The organism is Herbaspirillum sp. LeCh32-8 (genome assembly GCF_017814915.1).
Taxonomy (GTDB): Bacteria; Pseudomonadota; Gammaproteobacteria; order Burkholderiales; family Burkholderiaceae_D; genus Herbaspirillum.
On record NZ_JAGIPZ010000017.1, the window covers coordinates 41,225 to 62,521 of the forward strand.

At 65.2% G+C, this 21,297-nt stretch carries 17 protein-coding genes; 16 read left to right on the plus strand and 1 reads right to left on the minus strand.

What is annotated here, in order from left to right:
• The first annotated feature begins 553 nt into the window (after positions 1 to 553).
• The 16 genes from J8I26_RS21050 (at position 554) to prmC (ending at position 16,910) form a co-directional block, all read left to right on the plus strand.
• On the plus strand, positions 554 to 1,639 hold the full coding sequence (locus J8I26_RS21050) for a porin (protein WP_209609073.1): 1,086 nt from the start codon (positions 554 to 556) through the stop codon (positions 1,637 to 1,639).
• 288 nt (positions 1,640 to 1,927) lie between these two features.
• Positions 1,928 to 2,962: an ABC transporter substrate-binding protein gene (locus tag J8I26_RS21055; RefSeq protein ID WP_209609074.1), complete on the plus strand. Its 1,035-nt coding sequence runs from the start codon at positions 1,928 to 1,930 to the stop codon at positions 2,960 to 2,962.
• 76 nt (positions 2,963 to 3,038) lie between these two features.
• Positions 3,039 to 3,824: an ABC transporter ATP-binding protein gene (locus J8I26_RS21060; protein ID WP_209609075.1), complete on the plus strand. Its 786-nt coding sequence runs from the start codon at positions 3,039 to 3,041 to the stop codon at positions 3,822 to 3,824.
• A gap of 17 nt (positions 3,825 to 3,841) precedes the next feature.
• Positions 3,842 to 4,621 carry an ABC transporter permease gene (locus J8I26_RS21065; protein ID WP_209609076.1) on the plus strand — a complete coding sequence of 260 codons (780 nt, stop codon included), beginning with the start codon at positions 3,842 to 3,844 and terminating at the stop codon, positions 4,619 to 4,621.
• Between the two features lie 210 nt (positions 4,622 to 4,831).
• The gene (locus J8I26_RS21070) at positions 4,832 to 6,382 is read left to right on the plus strand and encodes an ABC transporter ATP-binding protein (protein ID WP_209609077.1); all 1,551 of its coding nucleotides are present in this window, start codon (positions 4,832 to 4,834) and stop codon (positions 6,380 to 6,382) included.
• The gene (locus J8I26_RS21075; RefSeq protein WP_209609078.1) at positions 6,375 to 7,469 is read left to right on the plus strand and encodes an ABC transporter permease; all 1,095 of its coding nucleotides are present in this window, start codon (positions 6,375 to 6,377) and stop codon (positions 7,467 to 7,469) included. Before J8I26_RS21070 ends, J8I26_RS21075 begins: the two co-directional genes overlap by 8 nt.
• A 2-nt stretch (positions 7,470 to 7,471) precedes the next feature.
• Positions 7,472 to 8,392: an ABC transporter permease gene (locus J8I26_RS21080; RefSeq protein WP_209609079.1), complete on the plus strand. Its 921-nt coding sequence runs from the start codon at positions 7,472 to 7,474 to the stop codon at positions 8,390 to 8,392.
• A gap of 64 nt (positions 8,393 to 8,456) precedes the next feature.
• Positions 8,457 to 9,596, plus strand: a complete 1,140-nt coding sequence (locus J8I26_RS21085) for a BMP family ABC transporter substrate-binding protein (protein ID WP_209609080.1) — start codon at positions 8,457 to 8,459, stop codon at positions 9,594 to 9,596.
• 270 nt (positions 9,597 to 9,866) lie between these two features.
• Positions 9,867 to 10,682, plus strand: coding sequence for a septum site-determining protein MinC (minC, locus tag J8I26_RS21090; protein WP_209609081.1), 816 nt, complete (start codon positions 9,867 to 9,869; stop codon positions 10,680 to 10,682).
• Positions 10,683 to 10,752: 70 nt separating this feature from the next.
• Complete coding sequence (minD, locus tag J8I26_RS21095) at positions 10,753 to 11,568, plus strand: septum site-determining protein MinD (protein ID WP_209609082.1); 816 nt, start codon at positions 10,753 to 10,755, stop codon at positions 11,566 to 11,568.
• Between the two features lies 1 nt (position 11,569).
• The gene (gene minE / locus J8I26_RS21100; protein ID WP_209609083.1) at positions 11,570 to 11,836 is read left to right on the plus strand and encodes a cell division topological specificity factor MinE; all 267 of its coding nucleotides are present in this window, start codon (positions 11,570 to 11,572) and stop codon (positions 11,834 to 11,836) included.
• Between the two features lie 128 nt (positions 11,837 to 11,964).
• Positions 11,965 to 12,684: a response regulator transcription factor gene (locus tag J8I26_RS21105; protein WP_209609084.1), complete on the plus strand. Its 720-nt coding sequence runs from the start codon at positions 11,965 to 11,967 to the stop codon at positions 12,682 to 12,684.
• Positions 12,685 to 12,890: 206 nt separating this feature from the next.
• A complete protein-coding gene (gene hemA / locus J8I26_RS21110) occupies positions 12,891 to 14,183 on the plus strand; it encodes a glutamyl-tRNA reductase (RefSeq protein ID WP_209609085.1) in 1,293 nt (430 codons plus the stop codon).
• A 114-nt stretch (positions 14,184 to 14,297) separates the two neighbouring features.
• Positions 14,298 to 15,377 (plus strand): peptide chain release factor 1, encoded by a 1,080-nt coding sequence (prfA, locus tag J8I26_RS21115; RefSeq protein ID WP_209609086.1) that lies wholly within the window; start codon positions 14,298 to 14,300, stop codon positions 15,375 to 15,377.
• A 211-nt stretch (positions 15,378 to 15,588) separates the two neighbouring features.
• Positions 15,589 to 16,062: a disulfide bond formation protein B gene (locus J8I26_RS21120; protein ID WP_209609087.1), complete on the plus strand. Its 474-nt coding sequence runs from the start codon at positions 15,589 to 15,591 to the stop codon at positions 16,060 to 16,062.
• Between the two features lie 8 nt (positions 16,063 to 16,070).
• The gene (gene prmC / locus J8I26_RS21125; protein ID WP_209609088.1) at positions 16,071 to 16,910 is read left to right on the plus strand and encodes a peptide chain release factor N(5)-glutamine methyltransferase; all 840 of its coding nucleotides are present in this window, start codon (positions 16,071 to 16,073) and stop codon (positions 16,908 to 16,910) included.
• A 183-nt stretch (positions 16,911 to 17,093) separates the two neighbouring features.
• Here prmC and J8I26_RS21130 read toward each other — a convergent pair whose 3' ends face one another.
• Complete coding sequence (locus J8I26_RS21130) at positions 17,094 to 20,720, minus strand: indolepyruvate ferredoxin oxidoreductase family protein (RefSeq protein WP_209609089.1); 3,627 nt, start codon at positions 20,718 to 20,720, stop codon at positions 17,094 to 17,096.
• Between the last annotated feature and the right edge of the window lie 577 nt (positions 20,721 to 21,297).

The window sequence follows — 21,297 nt, forward strand, 5'->3', positions numbered from 1 at the left end:
AAAGCGCTGTCGACAATATCTGCCAACGCTGATAAGCGACAGATTCTTGCGCACATAATCCCAAGCCCAGCATTGGCGCGACTTTTCGTCGTACCCCGCCACCAGCGCGGCCGCCGGCACCTCTCCATTTTTAGTGCAGCGCGTCAAATTCGGTGCAAGCCAAGCACCAAGTTGTCGCAAATAGAAGAAATCATTGTCAACAAAATGACGCAGGCTTGGCGACCGGCCCGCCGGCCTGTCCCCGGGCCACCTTGCGCGCCGTTCCCCTGCGGCGTCCACGCGACATCGCCCGCCTCCACGCGGCGCATCACCCGCAATCGGCGGCAAGCCGCCGTGCCGCGCCGCCGGCCGATCTTTACATCCCGCCTCCGAAAAAGCAGCCGCAAACCCGCTCAGCATCGTCGATGGCATTGGCACGATATCTGCTAAACACTCGTCCTGAGTCCGCGGCGGCGGGCGCAACGGGAGAGTTGCAACATCGTTCGCCGACGCGGCAGAAGAGGTGAACTGGCCGGGCAATCCCGCCCGGCGTCTTTTAAATCAGGGGAGCGTAATGAAAAAAACTCGTTTGGCATTGGCCTTGGCATCCTGTCTGGTGGCCGGCAGCGCGATGGCGCAATCGTCCGTCACGGTCAGCGGTCTGGTCGATGCCTTCGCCGGCAGCATGAAAAACAGCGGTGAAGCCAGCAAGGCTTCCGTCGGTTCGGGCGGCATGACCACCTCGTGGATCGGCTTCAAGGGCATTGAAGACCTGGGCGGCGGCCTGCGCGCGGAATTCAACCTGACCTCCTTCTTCCAGACCGACACCGGCGCCTACGGCCGCTTCTCGGGCGACAACCTGTTCTCACGCGACGCCAACATCGCGCTGGCCGGCAACTACGGCCGCGTCATGCTGGGCCGCGGCCTGGCGCCGAGCTTCCTGCCGACCGTGCTGTTCAACCCGTTCGGCGACTCCTTCACTTTCTCGCCGCTGGTGCTGCACGTCTACACGCCGTCGGGCAACTTCGGCGCGCGCTCCTGGGCCCAGGCCAACGCGGCCGACAGCGGCTGGAGCAACGAGATCATCTACACCACGCCCAAGTTCGGCGGCCTGCAGGCCAACCTGCACTACCAGCTGGGTGAAGTCGCCGGCCAGACCGGCAAGAAGAACATCGGCGTGAACGCGCTGTACTTCAACGGCGGCCTGGCCCTGACCGGCCTGTACTTCGACGCCCAGGTCAGCAACCCGAACTCGGGCAGCGCCATCATCGACGCCACCGCGCCGTTCAACTCGATCACCCGCCAGAAGACATGGATGGTTGGCGCCACCTATGACTTCCAGGTGGTCAAGCTGTACGGCACCTACCAGGGCAGCAAGGACACCACCGCCGGCACCAGCCAGGCCAAGGACAAGGTGTTCAGCGTCGGCCTGTCGGCGCCGGTGGGCAACGGCTCCATCTTGGCCGCCTTCGCCCGCACCAAGCGCACCGGCGACCTGCTGGCCAGCACGTCGGGTGACGTCTCGCGCAACACCACGTCGGTCGGCTACGACTATTTCATGTCCAAGCGCACCGACCTGTACGCGATCGTCATGAACGACAAGATCTCGACCAAGAGCTCGGGCGTTTCCTTCGGCCTGGGCATGCGCCATCGTTTCTGATGCGCCTGCAGGGTTGACGGCGTCCCGGCAACGGGGCGCCATCGACGGCGGCGACCGCGCGGATTTCCTTCCCGCGCGGTGGTCGCCGGCAGCAACGTAGTACGGCAAACCGGCGACTCCTTCTGGCCGGCCAGCCGCGTCTTGAGCCTGTGCTTGGGTGGAAACCGTATTACCGGAATGCGCGGCGCCTCTGCCTGCGTACCTGCATCGCCAAGCTTCTGTAAGGCGGCGCGCGCATTGCGGTTTCCACCATCTTTTTCTTTCAATCGCCTTTCGGGAGACTTCCCCATGCGTTCATTCCGCTTCCTCGGCTGTTCGGCGGCATTGCTGCTCGGCCTGGTATCGGCATCGTCCTCTTTCGCACAAGAGACCAAGATCAAATTCCAGCTGGACTGGCGCTTCGAAGGGCCGTCCGCCCTGTTCCTGGTGGCCAAGTCCAAGGGTTACTTCGCCCAGGAAAAACTGGACGTCACCATCGACGCCGGCAACGGCTCGGGCAACGCCGTCAACCGCGTGGCCTCCGGCACCTATGACATGGGCTTCGCCGACATGGCCGCATTGATGGAGTTCGCCGCCAACAATGCGGACGCGCCGGCCAAACCGGTGGCCGTGATGATGGTCTACAACGACACCCCGGCGGCGATCTTTTCGCTGAAGAAGTCCGGCATCAAAAAACCGGCCGACCTGGCCGGCAAGAAACTGGGCGCGCCGGTGTTCGACGCCGGCCGCCGCGGTTATCCGATCTTCGCCAAGGCCAACGGTCTGGACGCGTCCAAGGCGCAATGGACCAGCATGGATCCGCCGCTGCGCGAGACCATGCTGGCGCGCGGCGACGTGGACGCCATCACCGGTTTTTACTTCACCTCGCTGCTGAACCTGAACGCGCGCGGCATCAAGGATGAAGACGTCAACGTGATGATGTATCCCGACTACGGCGTCAAGCTCTACGGCAACGCCATCATCGCCTCCGAGGCCATGATCAAGCAGAAGCCGGAAGCCATCAAAGCCTTCCTGCGCGCCTTCGCCAAGGCCACCAAGGACGTGATCGCCAATCCCGAAGCCGCCATCAAGGTAGTCAAGGAACGCGACGGCCTGATCGACGAAAAGCTGGAGCTGCGCCGCCTGAAGCTGGCCATCGCCAGCGCCATCGCCACGCCGCACGCCAAGTCCGAAGGCTACGGCCAGGTGTTCGGCCCGCGCCTGACGCTGATGGCCTCGCAGGTCTCGGACGCCTACGGCACCAAGACCCGCGTGAACGCCGACAAGGTCTGGAACGGCGCGTTCCTGCCGTCCAAGGCGGAGCTGGACGTTCTCCCCAAGTAATTGCCTGCAGCAGGAACGGCGGCAGCCGAGCGCCGCCGTCCGGATCACCAGCCACAGTACAGAAAAGAAGCAAACCATGAGTGAGACTTTCGTCGATTTCCGCCACGTCTACCTGGCCTATGACGGCGCCGCCGAGTTCGCGGTGGAAGACATCGACCTGCAGACCAAAGCGGGCGAATTCATCGCCATCGTCGGGCCTTCCGGCTGCGGCAAGTCGACCTTCATGAAACTGGCCACCGGCCTGAAACAACCCAACCGCGGCAGCGTCGTGATCGACGGCCGGCCGGTGACCGGTCCGCTGAAGTTCGTCGGCATGGCCTTCCAGGCGCCGACCCTGCTGCCCTGGCGCACCACGCTGGAGAACGTGCTGCTGCCGCTGGAAATCGTCGAACCCTATCGCCGCGATTTCAAGCAGAAGAAAGCCGAATACACCGAGCGCGCGTTGAAGCTGCTCAAGACCGTGGGGCTGGACGGCTATGCCGACAAGTTCCCCTGGCAGCTCTCCGGCGGCATGCAGCAACGCGCCTCGATCTGCCGCGCGCTGATCCACGAACCCAAGATGCTGCTGCTGGACGAGCCCTTCGGCGCGCTCGACGCCTTCACCCGCGAAGAGCTGTGGTGCGTGCTGCGCGATCTGTGGGCGGAACGCAAATTCAACGTCATCCTGGTCACGCACGACCTGCGCGAAGCGGCCTTCCTGGCCGACACCATCTATGTGATGAGCAAGCGCCCGGGCCGCATCGTGGTGCGCCGCGAGAACCCGCTGCCGCGCCCCTGCGCGCTGGAAACCACTTATACCGACGCCTTCAACGCCCTGGTGCACGAGCTGCGCGAGCATATCGGCCACGTGCGCAACACCTGAGCCGGGGAGAACACGACATGAAAAAACCGTTCAACGGCAAACTCAACAAAGCCGCCACCACGCTGGCGCCCTGGATCCTGCTGCTGGTCATCCTCGGCATCTGGCAATTCATCTGCAGCGTGTGGCAGGTCTCGGACTTCATCTTCCCCAGCCCGATGTCCATCATCCAGGCCATGGTGGAATTCTCCGGCCCGATCACCCAGCATGCGCTGTCGACGTTCTGGGTCACCATGGTGGGCTTTGCCATCGCGGTGGTGGTGGGCGTGACGCTGGGCTTCGTGATCGGCTCCTCGCCGATGCTGTATGCCGCCGCCTATCCGCTGATGACCGCCTTCAACGCCCTGCCCAAGGCGGCCTTCGTGCCGGTGCTGGTGGTGTGGTTCGGCATCGGCGCCGGCCCGGCCATCCTGACCGCCTTCCTGATCTCGTTCTTCCCCATCATGGTCAACATCGCCACCGGCCTGGCCACGCTGGAGCCGGAGCTGGAGGACGTGTTGCGGGTGCTGGGCGCCAGGCGCATGGATATCCTGCTCAAGGTCGGCCTGCCGCGCTCCCTGCCGTATTTCTTCGCCTCGCTGAAGGTCGCCATCACGCTGGCCTTCGTCGGCTCCACCGTGTCCGAGATGAACGCCTCCAACGAGGGCATCGGCTACCTGCTGGTCTCGGCCGGCTCGTCGATGAAGATGCCGCTGGCCTTCGCCGGCCTGGTAGTGATCGGCGCCATGGCGATGGCCATGTACGAGCTGTTCGCCATCATCGAGAAGCGCACCACCGGCTGGGCGCACCGCGGCAAATGAAACATGCGCGCCGGGACCGAGGCGCCTGCGCCACAGAAATCGGCCGCAATTGAAGGGAATCGGCCGCAAAAGCCGTCGCTGACGGCGTTTGCGGTGAAAAGCGGTATGCGACGCGGGCCAATTTGTCTATGATGACGCGCGTATAAAGTCCCGGCACGCCCGGGGCGCCGCAGCGGGCAAGCCGCCGACAACAAATGACAGGGAAAACACGTGAGCGCAGTACCACTCCGCCTAGAAATCCGCCATGTGCGCAAGGCCTATCCGGGCGTGCTGGCCAACGACGACGTCAGCCTTTCGGTGGCGCCGGGAGAGATCCATGCCGTGCTCGGTGAAAACGGCGCCGGCAAGTCGACCTTGATGAAGATCATCTTCGGCGCGGTCAAGCCCGACGCCGGCGAGTTGCTCTGGAACGGCGCGGCGGTGCAGATCGCCAATCCGCAGGTGGCGCGCAAGCTGGGCATCGCCATGGTGTTCCAGCACTTCTCGCTGTTCGATACGCTGACCGTGACCGAAAACATCGCGCTGGGCCTGGACGCCGGCACCGACCTCAAGGAATTGGCCCAGCGCATCACCCAGACCGGCGAGAAGTACGGCCTGGAGCTGGAGCCGCATCGCCACGTGCATACGCTATCGGTGGGCGAGCGCCAGCGCGTGGAGATCGTGCGCGCGCTGCTGACCGACCCGCAGCTGCTGATCCTGGACGAGCCGACCTCGGTGCTCACGCCGCAGGCGGTGGAAAAACTTTTCGTCACCCTGCGTCGCCTGGCCGACGAGGGGTGCAGCATCCTCTACATCAGCCACAAGCTCGACGAGATCCGCGCGCTGTGCCACAGCGCCACCGTCATGCGCGGCGGCCGCGTGACCGGCAACTGCGATCCCCGCCAGGAAAGCAGCGCCGGCCTGTCGCGCATGATGATCGGCGACGAGCTGGTGCGCCTGACGCGCGAGCGCAATCCCGAATCCCAACGCAACGAGCGCAAGCTGCATATCAACCGGCTGTCGCTGCCCAAGGCGCATCTGTTTGCCACCGAGCTGAAGGACATCGAGTGCGAGGTGCGCGCCGGCGAGATCGTCGGCATCGCCGGCGTCTCCGGCAACGGCCAGCAGGAATTGCTGGCGGCGCTGTCCGGCGAAGACCAGCGTGCCGCGCCCAACATGGTGATCCTGGGCGGTAGTCCGGTCGGCCATCTCTCGCCCAATCCGCGCCGCGCGGCCGGCCTGGGGCTGGTGCCGGAGGAGCGCCTGGGCCGCGGCGCGGTGCCGGCGCTTTCGCTGACGGCCAATATGCTGCTGTCGCACCAGAAGGCGCCGTACGTGAAGCGCGGCATGATCGACTTCGGCTTCACCCGCCGCGCCGCCGCTTCCATCATCGAGCGCTTCAAGGTCAAGGCGGCCGGGCCGGATGCGCCGGCCAAGAGCCTGTCGGGCGGCAATTTGCAGAAATTCATCGTCGGCCGCGAAATGGAACGCAAGCCGGCTGTGTTCGTGGTGGCCCAGCCGACCTGGGGCGTGGACGTGGGCGCGGCCGCCCAGATCCACGGCGAAATACTGAAACTGAAACAGGAAGGCTGCGCGGTGCTGCTGATCTCGGAAGAACTGGATGAATTGTTCGCGCTGTGCGACCGCCTGCACGTGATCGCCAAGGGGCGGCTGTCGCCCTCCATCCCCATCGAGCAGGCCACGCGCGAGCAGGTCGGCGTGTGGATGAGCGGCCTGTGGGACGCACCTGCCGGCAATGCGACGGAGGCCGGCCATGTCTGAGCTGATGTCATTGCCCTTGCGTCTTGAATTGCGCGGCGCGCCCTCGCGCGCCATGACTTACCTGTCGCCGGTGATCGCCATCGTTGCCACGCTGCTGCTGGGCGCCCTGCTGTTCCTGGCGCTGGGCAAGGATCCGGTGGCCGGGTTGAAGGTGTTTCTGGTCGATCCGTTCAGCGGCAAACGCGCCATCAGCGAGCTGCTGTTGAAATCCATCCCCTTGATCCTGTGCGCGCTGGGGCTGGCGGTGTGCTTTCGCGCCAGCATCTGGAACATCGGCGCCGAAGGCCAGTTCACCGTCGGCGCCCTGTGCGCGGGCGCCATGCTGGTGTGGCTGGATGTGCCGGGCCACGGCATCTCGGGCACTGCCGGCTTGTTGCTGATGATCGCCGCCGGCATCGTCGGCGGTGCGCTGTGGGCCGCCATCACCGCGTTCCTGCGCGACAAGTTCAACGCCAACGAAATCCTGGTGTCGCTGATGCTGACCTATGTGGCGCAGCTGCTGCTGATGTGGGCCGTCAACGGCCCGCTGAAGGACCCCAACGGCATGAACTTCCCGCAGTCCAAGGTGTTCTCGTCCGAATTCATGCTGCCGATGCTGCTGTCGGGCACGCGCCTGCACGTGGGCTTTGTGGTGACCATCGTCGCCGCGGTGCTGATGGCGGTCTTCATGATGCGCAGCCTGCGCGGCTTCTCGCTGATGGTGGGCGGCGTGGCGCCGCATGCGGCGCGCTACGCCGGTTTTTCGGCGCGCTCGGCGCTGTGGGTGTCGCTGCTGATCTCCGGCGCATTCGCCGGCCTGGCGGGCGCTTTCGAGATCGCCGGCCCGATCGGCCAGCTGCTGCCGTCGGTGTCGCCGGGTTACGGCTTCGCCGCCATCATCGTGGCCTTCATCGGCCGCCTGCATCCCGTGGGCGCCATCCTGGGCGGCCTGATCATGTCGCTGCTGTACCTGGGCGGGGAGCTGGCGCAGTCGCGCCTGGGCCTGCCCTCGGCGATCACCGGCGTGTTCCAGGGCATGCTGCTGTTCCTGCTGCTGGCGTGCGACACGCTGATCGATTACCGCCTGGCGTGGAAGAAAAAGGTCTGAACATGGAACAACTCGCTCCCCTCATCGCCGCCTCGATCAACGCCGGCACCCCGCTGCTGCTGGCGGCCATCGGCCTGCTGATCAACGAACGCTCGGGCGTGCTCAACCTGGGCGCCGAAGGCATGATGCTGGTCTCGGCCATCGCCGGCTTCGCGGTCGGCTACGCCACCAAGAGCCCGCTGCTGGGATTCGCCGCCGGCGCCGTCTGCGGCATGCTGATGGCCACGCTGTTCGCCTGGCTGGCGCTGCGCCTGGCGACCAACCAGGTCGCCACCGGCCTGGCCTTGTCGATTTTCGGCGCCGGCCTGTCGGCCTTCGTCGGCCAGCGCTTCGTCGGCCTGGCGCTGCCGGCGCAGGCCAATTCGGTGCCGCTGCTGGGTGACATCCCCTTCATCGGCCGGGCGCTGTTCCACCAGCACTGGATGAGCTACGTGGCCTTCGCGCTGTGCCTGGCCAGCATCTGGTTCCTGTACCGCACGCGCGCCGGCCTGGTGCTGCGCGCAGTGGGCGAGTCGCCGGAGTCGGCGCATGCGCTGGGCTATTCGGTGCGCGGCATCCGCTACGCGGCGCTGCTGTTCGGTGGCGGCTGCTGCGGCCTGGCCGGCGCCTACATGTCGCTGGTCTACACGCCGATGTGGGTCGAAGGCCTGGTGGCCGGACGCGGCTGGATCGCGCTGGCGCTGACCGCCTTCGCCACCTGGCGCCCGGCACGGGTATTGCTGGGTTCGCTGCTGTTCGGCGGCGTCACCATCGCCCAGTTCTATCTGCAGGGCATGGGCGTGACGGTGCCGTCGCAGATCCTGTCGATGGCGCCCTATCTGGCCACCATCGTGGTGCTGGCGCTGATCTCGCGCAATCCGGACTGGATCCGCCTGAACATGCCGGCCTCGCTGGGCAAGCCCTTCCGCCCAGGATCCAACTGAGCTTTCTGCTGAATTTGTTGTTGTAGCAAAACGTACTTAACCACTGACTAGAGGGAGAACCACAATGAAGATTTCGCGCAGGGCGTCGCTCACGATGCTTGCCACCCTGGCCGCGGCAACCCTGATCGGTTGCGGCAAGAAGGAAGACGCCGCACCGGCGGCGCCGGCCGCGGCCCCCGCTGCCGCCGCGCCCGCTGCTGATCCGCTGAAGGTCGCCTTCGTCTACATCGGCCCGGTCGGCGACGCCGGCTGGACCTTCGCCCACGACAAGGGCCGCAAGGCGGTCGAAGAGAAGTTCGGCGACAAGGTCAAGACCACCTTCGTGGAGAACATCCCCGAGTCCGCGGCCGACGCCGAGCGCGTGTTCCGCCAGTTGGCCACCGACGGCAACAAGCTGATCTTCGGCACCACCTTCGGCTACATGGAAGCGATGCTGAAGGTTGCCAAGGAATTCCCGGACGTGAAGTTCGAACACGCCACCGGCTTCAAGACCGCCGACAACCTGGCCCAGTACGACGTGCGCACCTATGAAGGCGCCTACCTGGCCGGCGTGGTGGCGGGCAAGATCTCCAAGTCCGGCAAGCTGGGCGTGGTGGCCTCGGTGCCTATCCCTGAAGTGATCCGCAATATCGACTCCTTCACCATGGGCGCGCGCTCGGTGAACCCGAAGGCGACCACCGCCGTGGTCTGGGTCAACAAGTGGTTCGACCCGGGCAAGGAACGTGAAGCCGCCACCACCCTGATCGGCCAGGGTGTGGACGTGCTGATGCAGAACACCGACTCCGCCGCCGTGGTGCAGACCGCGCAGGAAAAGGGCGTGTACGCCTTCGGCTGGGACAGCGACATGACCAGCTTCGGCCCCAAGGCCCACCAGGCCGCCTCGGTGATCAACTGGGGCGTGTACTACACCGCGCGCGTGCAGGCGGTGCTGGACGGCTCCTGGAAGAGCAGCACCACCTGGGTCGGCCTGAAGGACAACGGCATCGACCTGGCCGCCTTCAATCCTGATCTGCCGGCCGACGTGAAGTCGCTGGTGGAAGAGCGCAAGAAGGGCATCGTCGACGGCAGCGCGCCGATCTGGAAGGGTCCGATCAAGGACAACGCCGGCAAGGAAGTGCTGGGCAAGGACGCCGTGGCTGACGACGGCTTCCTGCACGGCATCAAGTTCTACGTCGAAGGCGTGGACGGCAAGGTGCCGGGCTGATGCGGTGACGGCAGGGAACGCTCCCTGCCTGCCCCATCCGGAAACCTGAACAAGGGGCCGGGAGCGTCGCAAGGCGCTTCCGGCCTTTTTCATGGGATGACCGGAGGCGGCGCATAATCGGCATAATCGGCCCCGCCCGAGCAGGGCCGAACCCGCCGAAAACCCGCGATCCACCGCTATCGCAGCGCGATCCTGCCTGTATAATGCACAGCCAAACATTGCGGAAAGCGGCGCTTGCGTGGCTTTTCGCCGCACCCGACCCCACGATTTATGCAAAAAGCCCGCAAACCGATCGACATCAAGATATCCACCGTCGTTGCCATCTCGGCAATTCTGCATGAAACCGACCCGGCGGCCCTGGAACAGGCCCTGAAGGACATGACCGGCGGCGTATCCGACTTCTTCGAGGACGAGTTTGCGGTGCTGGACATCGGTGCGCTGGAAGGCGACGCCGCCGCCGGCATCGACTGGAGCGCCGTGGTGGCGCTGTTCAAGAAATTCCGTCTCAACACGGTCGCCGTGCGCAACGCGCCCGAAGACTTGCACGCAGGCATCGTCGCCCATGGCCTGGCCATCGACAGCGGCGCGGCCACCGGGGGAGCGGCCAATGCCCGCGCCCAGGAAAATGCGATGGTGGCCTCGGCTGCCGCCGCCGCTCCGGCGCCCCAGCCGCAGCCCGTACCTGAACCCGAACCGGCCCCGGCGCCCGCACCGGCGCCTGCCCAGCAGGCCGCCCCCGCGCCGGCCGCCCGCACCATGATCGTGGACACCCCGGTGCGCGCCGGCCAACGCATCTACGCGCGCGGCGCCGACCTGGTAATCCTGGCGGCGGTCAACAACGGCGCCGAGATCATCGCCGACGGCAGCATCCACGTCTACGCGCCGCTGCGCGGGCGTGCGCTGGCCGGCGCCTCCGGCAACACCGAGGCGCGCATCTTCACCGCCTCGCTGGAGGCGGAACTGGTCTCCATCGCCGGGGTCTATCGAACCTTCGAGAACGGCCACCCGGCCGACATCGCCGGCAAGCAAGTGCAGGTGCGCCTGAACGGCGAACGCATCGACGTGCTGCAAATGAAGGCGTCGTAAGACGGCTTCCACAAGAATCTAAATCCAGCCGGGACCACCCGGCCTCTGTTCTTCTCTTAAGGAGTTTTTCGTGGCAAAAATCATCGTTGTGACTTCAGGTAAGGGCGGCGTCGGCAAAACGACGTCGAGCGCCAGTTTCGCATCGGGCCTGGCAATGCGCGGCCACAAGACGGCCGTGATCGACTTCGACGTCGGCCTGCGCAACCTGGACCTGATCATGGGCTGCGAACGCCGCGTGGTCTATGACCTGATCAACGTGATCAACAAGGAAGCCACGCTGAACCAGGCCCTGATCAAGGACAAGCACTGCGAAAACCTGTTCATCCTGCCGGCCTCGCAAACCCGCGACAAGGACGCCCTCTCGGAAGAAGGCGTAGAGCGCGTGCTGGACGACCTGGCCAAGATGGACTTCGAATACATCATCTGCGACTCGCCGGCCGGCATCGAACACGGCGCCGTGATGGCGCTGACCTTCGCCGACGAAGCGATCGTGGTGACCAACCCGGAAGTGTCCTCGGTGCGCGACTCCGACCGTATCCTCGGCATCATCCAGGCCAAGTCGCGCCGCGCCTCCAACGGCGGCGAACCGGTCAAGGAACACTTGCTGATCACCCGCTACGCGCCCAAGCGCGTGGAAGGCGGCGAGATGCTGTCGTACACCGATGTGCAGGAAATCCTGCGCATCCCCCTGATCGGCATCATCCCGGAATCGGAGTCGGTGCTGGCGGCATCCAACCAAGGCAGCCCGGCCATCCACATGAAGGACAGCGACGTGGCGCAAGCCTATCAGGACGTGGTGTCGCGCTTCCTCGGCGAAACCGTGGAGCTGCGTTTCACCAACTACGAAAAGCCGGGCTTCCTGCAGCGTATTTTCGGAGGTAAGTGATATGTCCCTGCTTTCATTCCTGTTCCCGGCCAAGCCCAAGAGCGCGGTTGCAGCGAAGGAACGGCTGCAGATCATCATCGCGCGCGAGCGCTCCAACGGCCGCCAGGGCCCTGACTTCCTGCCGGCGCTGCACAAGGAGCTGATCGAGGTGATCTCCAAGTACACCAAGGTCAACGCCGACGACATCAAGATCTCGCTGGACCGCCAGGGCAACCTGGAGGTGCTGGACGTGAACGTGGTGCTGCCGGACGCCGAGTCGCCGACCTGAGCCGGCATTCGACACGCCGGGGCGCGTACCGATCAAAGGGCAGCATCGCTGCCCTTTTTTCCATGCGCGCGACGGCTTGTTCAATGATTGCCTGACTGATTGCCTGACCTCTGCCCCACCCTGACGCGATGAAAACCGGGATCCTCACCTCCTCCGCCGATTGCATGGCCCTGCTGCGCCAGCTGCTGGCCGGGCGCGACTGCGCGGTCTACGCCGGCGCGGAGGGCATCAATGCCGCGCGCGAAGACGGCGTCGACGCGCTGGTGGTCGACCTCGACGGGCTGGAAACGGCGCAGGCGGCAAGCGTGGCCGCACTGCGCGTCCTGCGCGAGGCGCCGGGTGCAAACGGCAAGCCGCCGGCCGTGCTGCTGCTGGCCGCCGCTCCGCAAAAAAAACTGCTGCAAGCCTTACGCGCGGCGGGCGCCGACGATTACCTCCTCAAGCCGGTCCGCCGCACCGAGCTGGCGCTGCGCCTGGAGCTGCTGCTGGCGGCCGGCGCGCAAACAGCGCATGCGGTGCAGGCCGGCGACTTCCTGTTCGACCTGGGCCGCCTGCGCGTCTCCAGCCCGGCGCGGCCGACGCTGGATGCCGCGCTCACGCAAAAGGAGGCAGAGCTGGCCATGCTGCTGCTGGACAACCTCGGCCGGCCGCTGTCGCGCGCCTTCCTGCAGGAGCGCATCTGGGGGGCCGAACCCGAACTGCCGACCCGCACCATCGACACCCACGTTTCACGCGTGCGCACCAAGCTCGGCCTGAAGCCGGAGCACGGCTACCGGCTGGCCACCGTGTACGGCTATGGTTATCAGCTGGAACGGCTGGGCGATATCGACCAGGATGGCCAAGCCTGATTTCCACCTGGAAATTTGTTGTATTCCCATCCGTACCACAGGCCGAAAACTGATCCATATCAGGGACGAATACCGATTATCAGGGCCTCTCCAAACCCCTTATTGCGCAGCGGGTATAATACGGACTCATAAAAGGTCTACTTTTACCTGTTTTTTTATAAAGTTTTACCGTCCCAGCTCATCGGCCATCGCGGCCCCGTACTTCCATGCATTTGCTCGCCGTCGGACTCAACCACACTACCGCGCCGGTTTCGCTGCGCGAGAAAGTGGCGTTTCCCGCTGACCAGATCGGTCAGGCGGTGGCAGCGGCGCGCTCATGGTTCGGCGGCAACGACAAGATCATCTCCGCCGGCGAAGCGGCCATCCTCTCGACCTGCAACCGCACCGAGCTGTATGCGGCAGCCGCCGCCGGCCGCGACGGCGTGGATTTCGCGATCGACCGCACCGCGCAGTTCCTGGCGGAGTACCACAAGATTCCCTACGCAGACCTGCGTCCCTTCCTCTATGCGCTGCCGCAGGACAATGCCGTGCGCCACGCCTTCCGCGTCGCCTCCGGGCTGGACTCGATGGTGCTGGGCGAGCCGCAGATCCTGGGCCAGATGAAGGACGCGGTGCGCCAGGCGGACGCCGCCGGCGGCCTGGGCACCTATCTGCATCAGTTGTTCCAGCGCACCTTCGCGGTGGCCAAGGAAGTGCGCACCACCACCGAGATCGGCGCGCATAGCGTGTCGATGGCGGCGGCGGCGGTGCGCCTGTCGCAACGCATCTTCGATTCGATCGCGGGCCAGAACGTGCTGTTCATCGGCGCCGGCGAGATGATCGAGCTGTGCGCGACCCACTTCGCGGCGCAAAACCCCAAGACACTGACGGTCGCCAACCGCACCATGGAACGCGGCGAGACGCTGGCGCACCGCTTCAACGGCAGCGCCATCCGCTTGGCCGAGCTGCCTGACCAGCTCGCGCGCTTCGACATCGTGGTGTCCTGCACCGCCTCGTCGCTGCCCATCATCGGCCTGGGCCTGGTGGAGCGCGCGGTCAAGGCGCGCCGACACAAACCGATTTTCATGGTCGACCTGGCCGTGCCGCGCGACATCGAAGCCGAAGTCGGCCGCCTGGACGACGTCTTCCTGTACACCGTGGACGACCTGGCCTCGGTGGTGCAAAGCGGTGTCGAGAATCGCCAGGCCGCGGTGGCGCAAGCCGAGGCCATCATCGAGACCCGCGTGCAATCCTTCATGCACTGGATCGACAGCCGCGCCATGGTGCCGCTGATCCAGGATCTGCATGAGACCGGCGAGGCGCTGCGCCTGGCCGAGCTGGAGCGCGCGCGCAAGATGCTAGCCAAGGGCGACGACGTCGAAGCCGTGCTCGAAGCGCTCTCCAAAGGCCTCACCGCCAAATTCCTGCACGGCCCGCAACAGGCCCTGCACCATGCGCAGGGCGAGCAGCGCAGCCAGCTGGTCTCGATCCTGCCGCAACTGTTCCGCACCAAGCGTTAGCTTTTCTCCTGACGCCGGCGCCGCGCGCCGGCCTCTGCCTTGCCGCCTCCGACGGAGCGCCGGCCCGCTTCACGACACCCCTGCCTCACGACACCTCTTTTATCGCACCACGCCATGAAACCATCAATGCTCGCCAAACTCGACCAGCTCGCCGAACGGCTGGAAGAGCTCAACAGCCTGCTGGCCCAGGAAGACGCCACGGCCGACATGGACAACTTCCGCAAGATGACGCGCGAACACGCCGAGCTGGGCCCGCTGGTCGCGCTGTATCTCGATTACGCGCAAGCGGGCAAAGATATCGGCACCGCGCAGGAGCTGCTGTCCGACCCTGACATGAAAGACTTCGCGCAGGAAGAGATCAACGGCGCCCGCGCACGCATGGAGGCGCTGGAGGGCGACCTGCAGAAGATGCTGCTGCCCAAGGATCCCAACGACGAGCGCAACATCTTCCTGGAAATCCGCGCCGGCACCGGCGGCGACGAGTCGGCGCTGTTCGCCGGCGACCTGCTGCGTATGTACACCCGCTATGCCGAGCGTCAGCGCTGGCAGGTGGAGATCGTCTCGGCGTCGGAGTCCGAACTAGGCGGCTACAAGGAAGTGATCGCACGCATTGCCGGCTTCGGGGCCTACTCGCGCCTGAAGTTCGAATCCGGCGGCCACCGCGTGCAGCGCGTGCCGGCCACCGAGACCCAGGGCCGCATCCACACCTCGGCCTGCACCGTGGCGGTCATGCCCGAGGCCGACGAGGTGGAGGATGTCGAGATCAATCCGTCGGAGATCCGCATCGATACCTACCGCGCCTCCGGCGCCGGCGGCCAGCACATCAACAAGACCGATTCGGCGGTGCGCATCACCCACCTGCCCACCGGCATCGTGGTGGAATGCCAGGACGACCGCAGCCAGCACAAGAACAAGGCCCAGGCCATGAAGGTGCTGGCCGCGCGCATCAAGGACGTGCAGCTGCGCGAGCAGCAATCCAAGGAAGCCGCCACCCGCAAGTCGCTGATCGGCTCGGGCGACCGCAGCGAGCGCATCCGCACCTACAATTTCCCGCAGGGGCGCATGACCGACCACCGCATCAACCTGACCTTGTACAAGCTGGATTTCATCATGGACGGCGACCTCGACGAGCTGACCAATGCGCTGATCACCGAGCACCAGGCCGAACTGCTGGCCGAACTGGGCGACGACTGAGGTCAATCCGACAACAGGCTGATACGCTACGGTAAGCGTACCGTAGCGGTCACCGCGCCCCGGCCGGAACCAAACCCGGGGCGACGGTTCTGAGAAGCTTGCATCGCAAAACCGCCTGAGGGGGCGGCGCGCAGGCAACCGGGGCTCTCCACTACAATTCGTCATGGCATGCGTGCCAGAACCGCTCACAACCCTATCCAATCGAATAACCATGAAATCATCCAAATCGGTCTTCCTGCTGGTGGCGCTGGTGTGCGTCGCGCTGCTCGGCTTCGCCATGTACCTGCAGATCGTCGAAGAAATGCAGCCCTGCCCGCTGTGCGTGATCCAGCGCTACATGTTCGTGCTGGTGGCGGCGTTCTCGCTGATCGCCTGCTTCATGCCGGCGCCGGCCCGTCGCGGCAGCGCCGGCCTGGGCGTGCTGGCCGCGCTGGGCGGCGCCGGCACCGCGATCTGGCACTTGTACGTGAAGGCGCATCCGGGCGTGTCCTGCACTACCGATCCGATGGAAGTGGCGCTGAACCAGCTGCCCACGGCCAAGATGTTCCCGCAGATGTTTACCGCGGACGGATTTTGCTCGGCGCCATGGCCGCCGGTGTTCGGCCTGCAGATCCCGACCTGGTCGCTGATCTGGTTCGTCGTGCTGGCACTGGTGCTGCTGCGCCAGGCCGCCAAGCGCGTCTGATCGACACGATGGAACACGCATCCAGCTTTGCCGGCTGCACCCTGGCGACGGTATTGAAGACGGCCCCGCTGGATGCGCTGGAAAACCGCATCCTGCTGTGCCACGCGCTGCGGCTCACGCGGGTGCAATTGATCACCCAGTCTGAACGCCGGCTGGAGATCGCCGAGGCCGACGCGCTGGCCTCCTTGTTTGAGCGTCGCCTGCGCGGCGAACCGATCGCCTACATCGTCGGCGCGCGCGAGTTCTTCGGGCTGGATTTCCGCGTCACGCCCGACGTGCTGATTCCCCGTCCCGATACCGAATTGCTGGTGGAGTTGTCCATCGATCGCCTGCCGCAAGGCGGCCGCCTGCTGGACATGGGTACCGGCTCGGGCGCCATCGCGGTGGCGGCGGCGCATGCCCGTGCGGATGCGGCGGTGACCGCGCTCGACGCCAGCGCGGCGGCGCTGGAGGTGGCGCGCGGCAATGCTGCGGCCAACGGCGCGAAGGTGAAGTTCCTGCTCAGTGATTGGTATCAGGCGCTGCAAAGCCCGGGCATGGCAAGCTTTGACGTCATCGCCTCCAATCCACCCTACATCGTGCAAGGCGACGCCCACCTGTCGCAGGGCGACCTGCGTTTTGAGCCCATCGATGCGCTGACCGACCATGCCGACGGCCTGTCCGACCTGCGCACCATCGTGGCCGGTGCACGCCCTCATCTCAAACCCGGCGGCTGGCTGCTGATGGAGCATGGCTTCGACCAGGCAGCGGCGGTGCGAGACTTGCTGTCGGCAGCCGGCTTTGCCGAGGTGCAGAGCTGGCGCGACCTGGCCGGCATCGAGCGGGTCAGCGGTGGTCGCCTGGTCTGACGAACAAACGCCGCTGGATCCTGGCCTGCGCCAGGATGACGGTGATGACATTTCAGTTGCCTGCGCAAGAATGACCGCGCTGGAGCTCCTGTAGCCCGCTCACGGATCATGCTGGTGAGGCTCCAGTAAAACTGTCGTCCCGGCGAAGGCCGGGACCCAGTGGCGTTCAACGGCGTATCAAGCTTACGCCGCCTTCTTTCCTCCCCCGTCCGGCCCGATCGGCGAATCCACCAGCGTGACGCTGGCCAGCTCCGGATGTTCGATCATCCGCAGCAAGGACGCTTCCTTCTGCTTGGCCGCCTTCAGGTGCCGCTCCTTCACGTGACCGTAGCCGCGAATCTCCTCCGGGATACGCGCCACCGCGATCACCTGCGCCAGGTTGTCGGCGTTGAGGCGACCCAGCAGGCGTGTGATGGTCGCGCGGTACTCTTCGATCAGCGCGCGCTCCTGCTTGCGCTCGGCGGTGTAGCCGAAGGGATCGAAGGCGGTGCCGCGCAGGAAGCGCAGCTTGGCCAGCACGCCGAAGGCCGGCATCATCCATGAACCGTACTGCTTCTTGACCAGGTGGCCCTGGTCGTCATGCTTGGCCAGCAGCGGCGGCGCCAGGTGGAATTTGACCTGGTAATCGCCCTCGAACATGGCGGCGATCTTGTCGCGGAAGGCGTCGTCGGTGTACAGCCGCGCGACCTCGTACTCATCCTTGTAGGCCATCAGCTTGAACAGGTACTGCGCCACCGCCTGGGTCAGCTTCAAACCCCGGCCGACCTCGCCCAGCGCAGACTCCGCCGTTTGCACCTGCTGCACGAAATCGGTGTAGCGACGCGCGTAGGCGGCGTTCTGGTAAGACGTCAGGAAGCCGGTGCGGCGCGCCACGATCTCGTCCAGGGTCGGCGCCTTCTTGAACTCGATCACCTGCGCAGTCATGCCGTTGCGCTGCGCGGCGTTGAGCACGGTCTGCATGTCGTGCGCCGCCACGCGTCCCCAGGCGAAGGCCTGCTTGTTGAATTCCACCTGTAGCGCGTTCAACTCGATGGCGCGCAGCAATGCGGCTTCCGACAGCGGCACCCAGCCCTTCTGCCAGGCATAGCCCAGCATGAACATGTTGGTGGCGATGGCGTCGCCCATCAACGCGGTGGCGACGTGGCCGGCATCCACCAGTGACAGGTTGTCGCGGCCGCAGGCGCGCGCGATCTCGCTTTCGCTGGAGGCGGTCGGGAATTGCCAGTCAGGATTGCGCACGAAGGCGGCGGTCGGCGTCTGGGTCGAGTTCACCGCCGCGCGCGTGCGGCCCTCGCCCATGCGGGACAAGGCATCGCGGCTGGCGGTGACGATCACGTCGCAGCCGATCACCAGGTCGGCCGCACCGGTGCCCACCCGCGTGGAGTAAATGTGATCGGCTTGCTCAGCCACCCGCACGTGCGACATCACCGGACCGCCCTTCTGCGCCAGCCCGCTCATGTCCAGCACCGAGCAGGCGCGGCCTTCCAGGTGCGCCGCCATGGCGATGATCTGGCCGATGGTGATGACGCCGGTGCCGCCGATGCCGGTCACCAGGATGCCGTAGGGATCGGCCAGAGAGGGCAAGGTCGGCTCCGGCAGTTGGGGCATGGCCGGTGCGGCGCTGCCGCCGTCGCCGGCCTTGGCCTTGCCGGGCTTCTTCAGCTTGCCGCCTTCGACGGTGACGAAGCTGGGGCAAAAGCCGTTCACGCAGGAGTAATCCTTGTTGCAGGACGACTGGTTGATCTGGCGCTTGCGCCCGAACTCGGTCTCCAGCGGCTCCACCGACAGGCAGTTGGATTGCACGCTGCAGTCGCCGCAGCCTTCGCACACGGCCTCGTTGATGACGGCGCGCTTGGCCGGATCCGGATAGGCATTGCGTTTGCGGCGACGGCGCTTTTCCGACGCGCAGGTCTGGTCGTAGATCATGGCCGACACACCCGGCACTTCGCGCAGCTCGCGCTGCACGGCATCCAGTTCGCTGCGGTGACGGATGGTGACGCCTTCGGCCCACTTGGTGCCGGCCGGGTATTTGTCCGGCTCGTCGGTCACCACGATGATGGGCGTGACGTTTTCCGCCGCCAGCTGGCGCGAGATCATGGCCGGGTCCAGCGGGCCGTCGAACTCTTGGCCGCCGGTCATGGCCACCGCGTCGTTGTAGAGGATCTTGTAGGTGATGTTGACCTTGGCGGCGACCGACGCGCGCACCGCCAGCAAGCCCGAGTGGAAATAGGTGCCGTCGCCGAGGTTGGCGAACACGTGCTTCTCGCTGGTGAACGGCGCCTGGCCGACCCAGGTCACGCCTTCGCCGCCCATGTGGGTGAAGACGCTGGATTCGCGATCCATCCACGTCACCATATAGTGGCAGCCGATGCCGGCCAGGCCGCGGCTGCCTTCGGGCAGTTTGGTGGAGGTGTTGTGCGGGCAGCCGGAGCAGAAGTGCGGGATGCGATCCTTGTTGGGATCCGGCTTGCTGCTGATGTTGAGCGTGGCTTCCTTGGCTTCGAGGAAGGCCAACCGTGCACGTACGCGCTGTTCCACCGGATGGCCGGCAAAGTAGCGCGAGATGCGCGAGGCGATGGCGCGCGCGATCTGCGCCGGATTCAGCTCATAGGTGGCCGGCAGCAGCCAGTTGCCATGGCCCTCGCGCTGGGAGCCGCTCCATTCGCCGGTGTCGTCGAACTTGCCGACCACGCGCGGACGCACGTCGTCGCGCCAGTTGTAGAGCTCTTCCTTCAGTTGGTATTCGAGGATCTGGCGTTTCTCTTCGACCACCAGGATCTCTTCCAGCCCCTGCGCGAATTCGCGCACGCCTTCGGCCTCCAGCGGCCAGGTCATGCCGACCTTGAACAGGCGGATGCCGATATCGCGCGCCACCTGCTCGTCGATGCCGAGGTCGTCCATCGCCTGGCGCGTGTCGAGGTAGGACTTGCCGGCGGTGATGATGCCGATGCGCGCGCGCGGGCTGTCCCAGATGATCTGGTTGAGCTTGTTGACGCGGGCATAGGCCAGCGCGGCGTACCACTTGTAGTTGTTCATCCGGGCTTCCTGCGCGAGCACGGTGTCGGGCTGGCGGATGTTCAGGCCGTCGGGCGGCAGCTCGAAGTCTTGCGGCAGCTGGATCTTCACGCGATCCGGGTCGATCATCACCGACATGCCGGATTCGACCAGGTCGGTCACGCACTTCATCGCCACCCACAAGCCGGTGTAGCGGCTCATGGCCCAGCCGTGCAGGCCGTAGTCGAGATACTCCTGCACCGAGGACGGATACAGCACCGGAATGCCGCAGGCCTTCAGGATGTGCTCGCTCTGGTGCGCGGTGGTGGAAGACTTGGCGGCGTGGTCGTCGCCGGCGATCACCAGTACGCCGCCGTGCCTGGAGGTGCCGGCCATGTTGGCGTGCTTGAAGACGTCGCCGCAGCGGTCCACGCCCGGCCCCTTGCCGTACCACAGCGAAAACACGCCGTCGTGCTGCGCGCCCGGGAACAGGTTGACCTGCTGCGTACCCCACACGCTGGTGGCGGCCAGGTCTTCGTTCATGCCGGGGTGAAACCTGATCTGATGGGCGTCGAGGTACTTCTTCGCCTTCTCGGCGGTCTGATCCACCGTACCCAGCGGCGAGCCGCGATAGCCGGTGATGAAACCGGCGGTGTTGAGACCGGCGCGCTGGTCATACTGGCGCTGCAGGATGGGCAGGCGGATCAGCGCCTGTATGCCGGTCATGAAGACGCGGCCGCGCTCCAGCGCGAATTTGTCGTCCAGGGATACATCGTCCAGCAACAGCCGTTGACTGGATGGTAGGGGTGCGTTCATGCGGTCTCCGTGCCAAAAATCTTGTTCTTGGTTGCACATGTGTCCGCGCCGCTGAGCTTTCCGGCTTGGCTGGATCAGCCTGGCGAAGCGGATGTCAAAACGCCAATGCCTTGTGGGCACGGGTTCTTTTTCTGTTATGTGATTTCAAGTTAGCACAAGGCAGAACCCGCCGCTACGCGCGTCGCAGCAGGGTTTTCGGCGTTTTTTGGCAAGCAGGAAACAGTTTTGGCAGGTCCTGCGGCAGGAAGGGATCTGCGAAGGAGAAAATGCCGGAAAGGTGAAAACAACAACATTTCCGGCTGAAAAAAAAGACGCCCGTACGGGCAAGTGTTACAAGCAAGACGCGAGTGTAACAACCCGTAAAAGACATTGGACGGGTGGCGCAGGTGGCGTTTAATGAAGCTTCTTGAACAGCGGATCGATTGGTATCCATTCTCTGTGCAAGGTTCCTCCCCTCTAGTGTTGAAAGCACCACTAGCTCGCGGATCTGGCCTCCCCTGTCAGATCCGCTTTTTTATTCCCGCTCCATTTTTTCATCGGCCGGCCCATCGTTGCCGTCACGGCGAAGGCAGGCTCC

Excerpts from the sequence above, each read along its gene's own strand:
- J8I26_RS21050 (WP_209609073.1), top strand. The coding sequence starts at position 554 with ATGAAAAAAACTCGTTTGGCATTGGCCTTGGCATCCTGTCTGGTGGCC.
- J8I26_RS21055 (WP_209609074.1), top strand. The coding sequence starts at position 1,928 with ATGCGTTCATTCCGCTTCCTCGGCTGTTCGGCGGCATTGCTGCTCGGC.
- J8I26_RS21060 (WP_209609075.1), top strand. The coding sequence starts at position 3,039 with ATGAGTGAGACTTTCGTCGATTTCCGCCACGTCTACCTGGCCTATGAC.
- J8I26_RS21065 (WP_209609076.1), top strand. The coding sequence starts at position 3,842 with ATGAAAAAACCGTTCAACGGCAAACTCAACAAAGCCGCCACCACGCTG.
- J8I26_RS21075 (WP_209609078.1), top strand. The coding sequence starts at position 6,375 with ATGTCTGAGCTGATGTCATTGCCCTTGCGTCTTGAATTGCGCGGCGCG.
- J8I26_RS21080 (WP_209609079.1), top strand. The coding sequence starts at position 7,472 with ATGGAACAACTCGCTCCCCTCATCGCCGCCTCGATCAACGCCGGCACC.
- J8I26_RS21085 (WP_209609080.1), top strand. The coding sequence starts at position 8,457 with ATGAAGATTTCGCGCAGGGCGTCGCTCACGATGCTTGCCACCCTGGCC.
- minC (WP_209609081.1), top strand. The coding sequence starts at position 9,867 with ATGCAAAAAGCCCGCAAACCGATCGACATCAAGATATCCACCGTCGTT.
- minE (WP_209609083.1), top strand. The coding sequence starts at position 11,570 with ATGTCCCTGCTTTCATTCCTGTTCCCGGCCAAGCCCAAGAGCGCGGTT.
- J8I26_RS21105 (WP_209609084.1), top strand. The coding sequence starts at position 11,965 with ATGAAAACCGGGATCCTCACCTCCTCCGCCGATTGCATGGCCCTGCTG.
- hemA (WP_209609085.1), top strand. The coding sequence starts at position 12,891 with ATGCATTTGCTCGCCGTCGGACTCAACCACACTACCGCGCCGGTTTCG.
- prfA (WP_209609086.1), top strand. The coding sequence starts at position 14,298 with ATGAAACCATCAATGCTCGCCAAACTCGACCAGCTCGCCGAACGGCTG.
- J8I26_RS21120 (WP_209609087.1), top strand. The coding sequence starts at position 15,589 with ATGAAATCATCCAAATCGGTCTTCCTGCTGGTGGCGCTGGTGTGCGTC.
- prmC (WP_209609088.1), top strand. The coding sequence starts at position 16,071 with ATGGAACACGCATCCAGCTTTGCCGGCTGCACCCTGGCGACGGTATTG.
- J8I26_RS21130 (WP_209609089.1), bottom strand. The coding sequence starts at position 20,720 with ATGAACGCACCCCTACCATCCAGTCAACGGCTGTTGCTGGACGATGTA.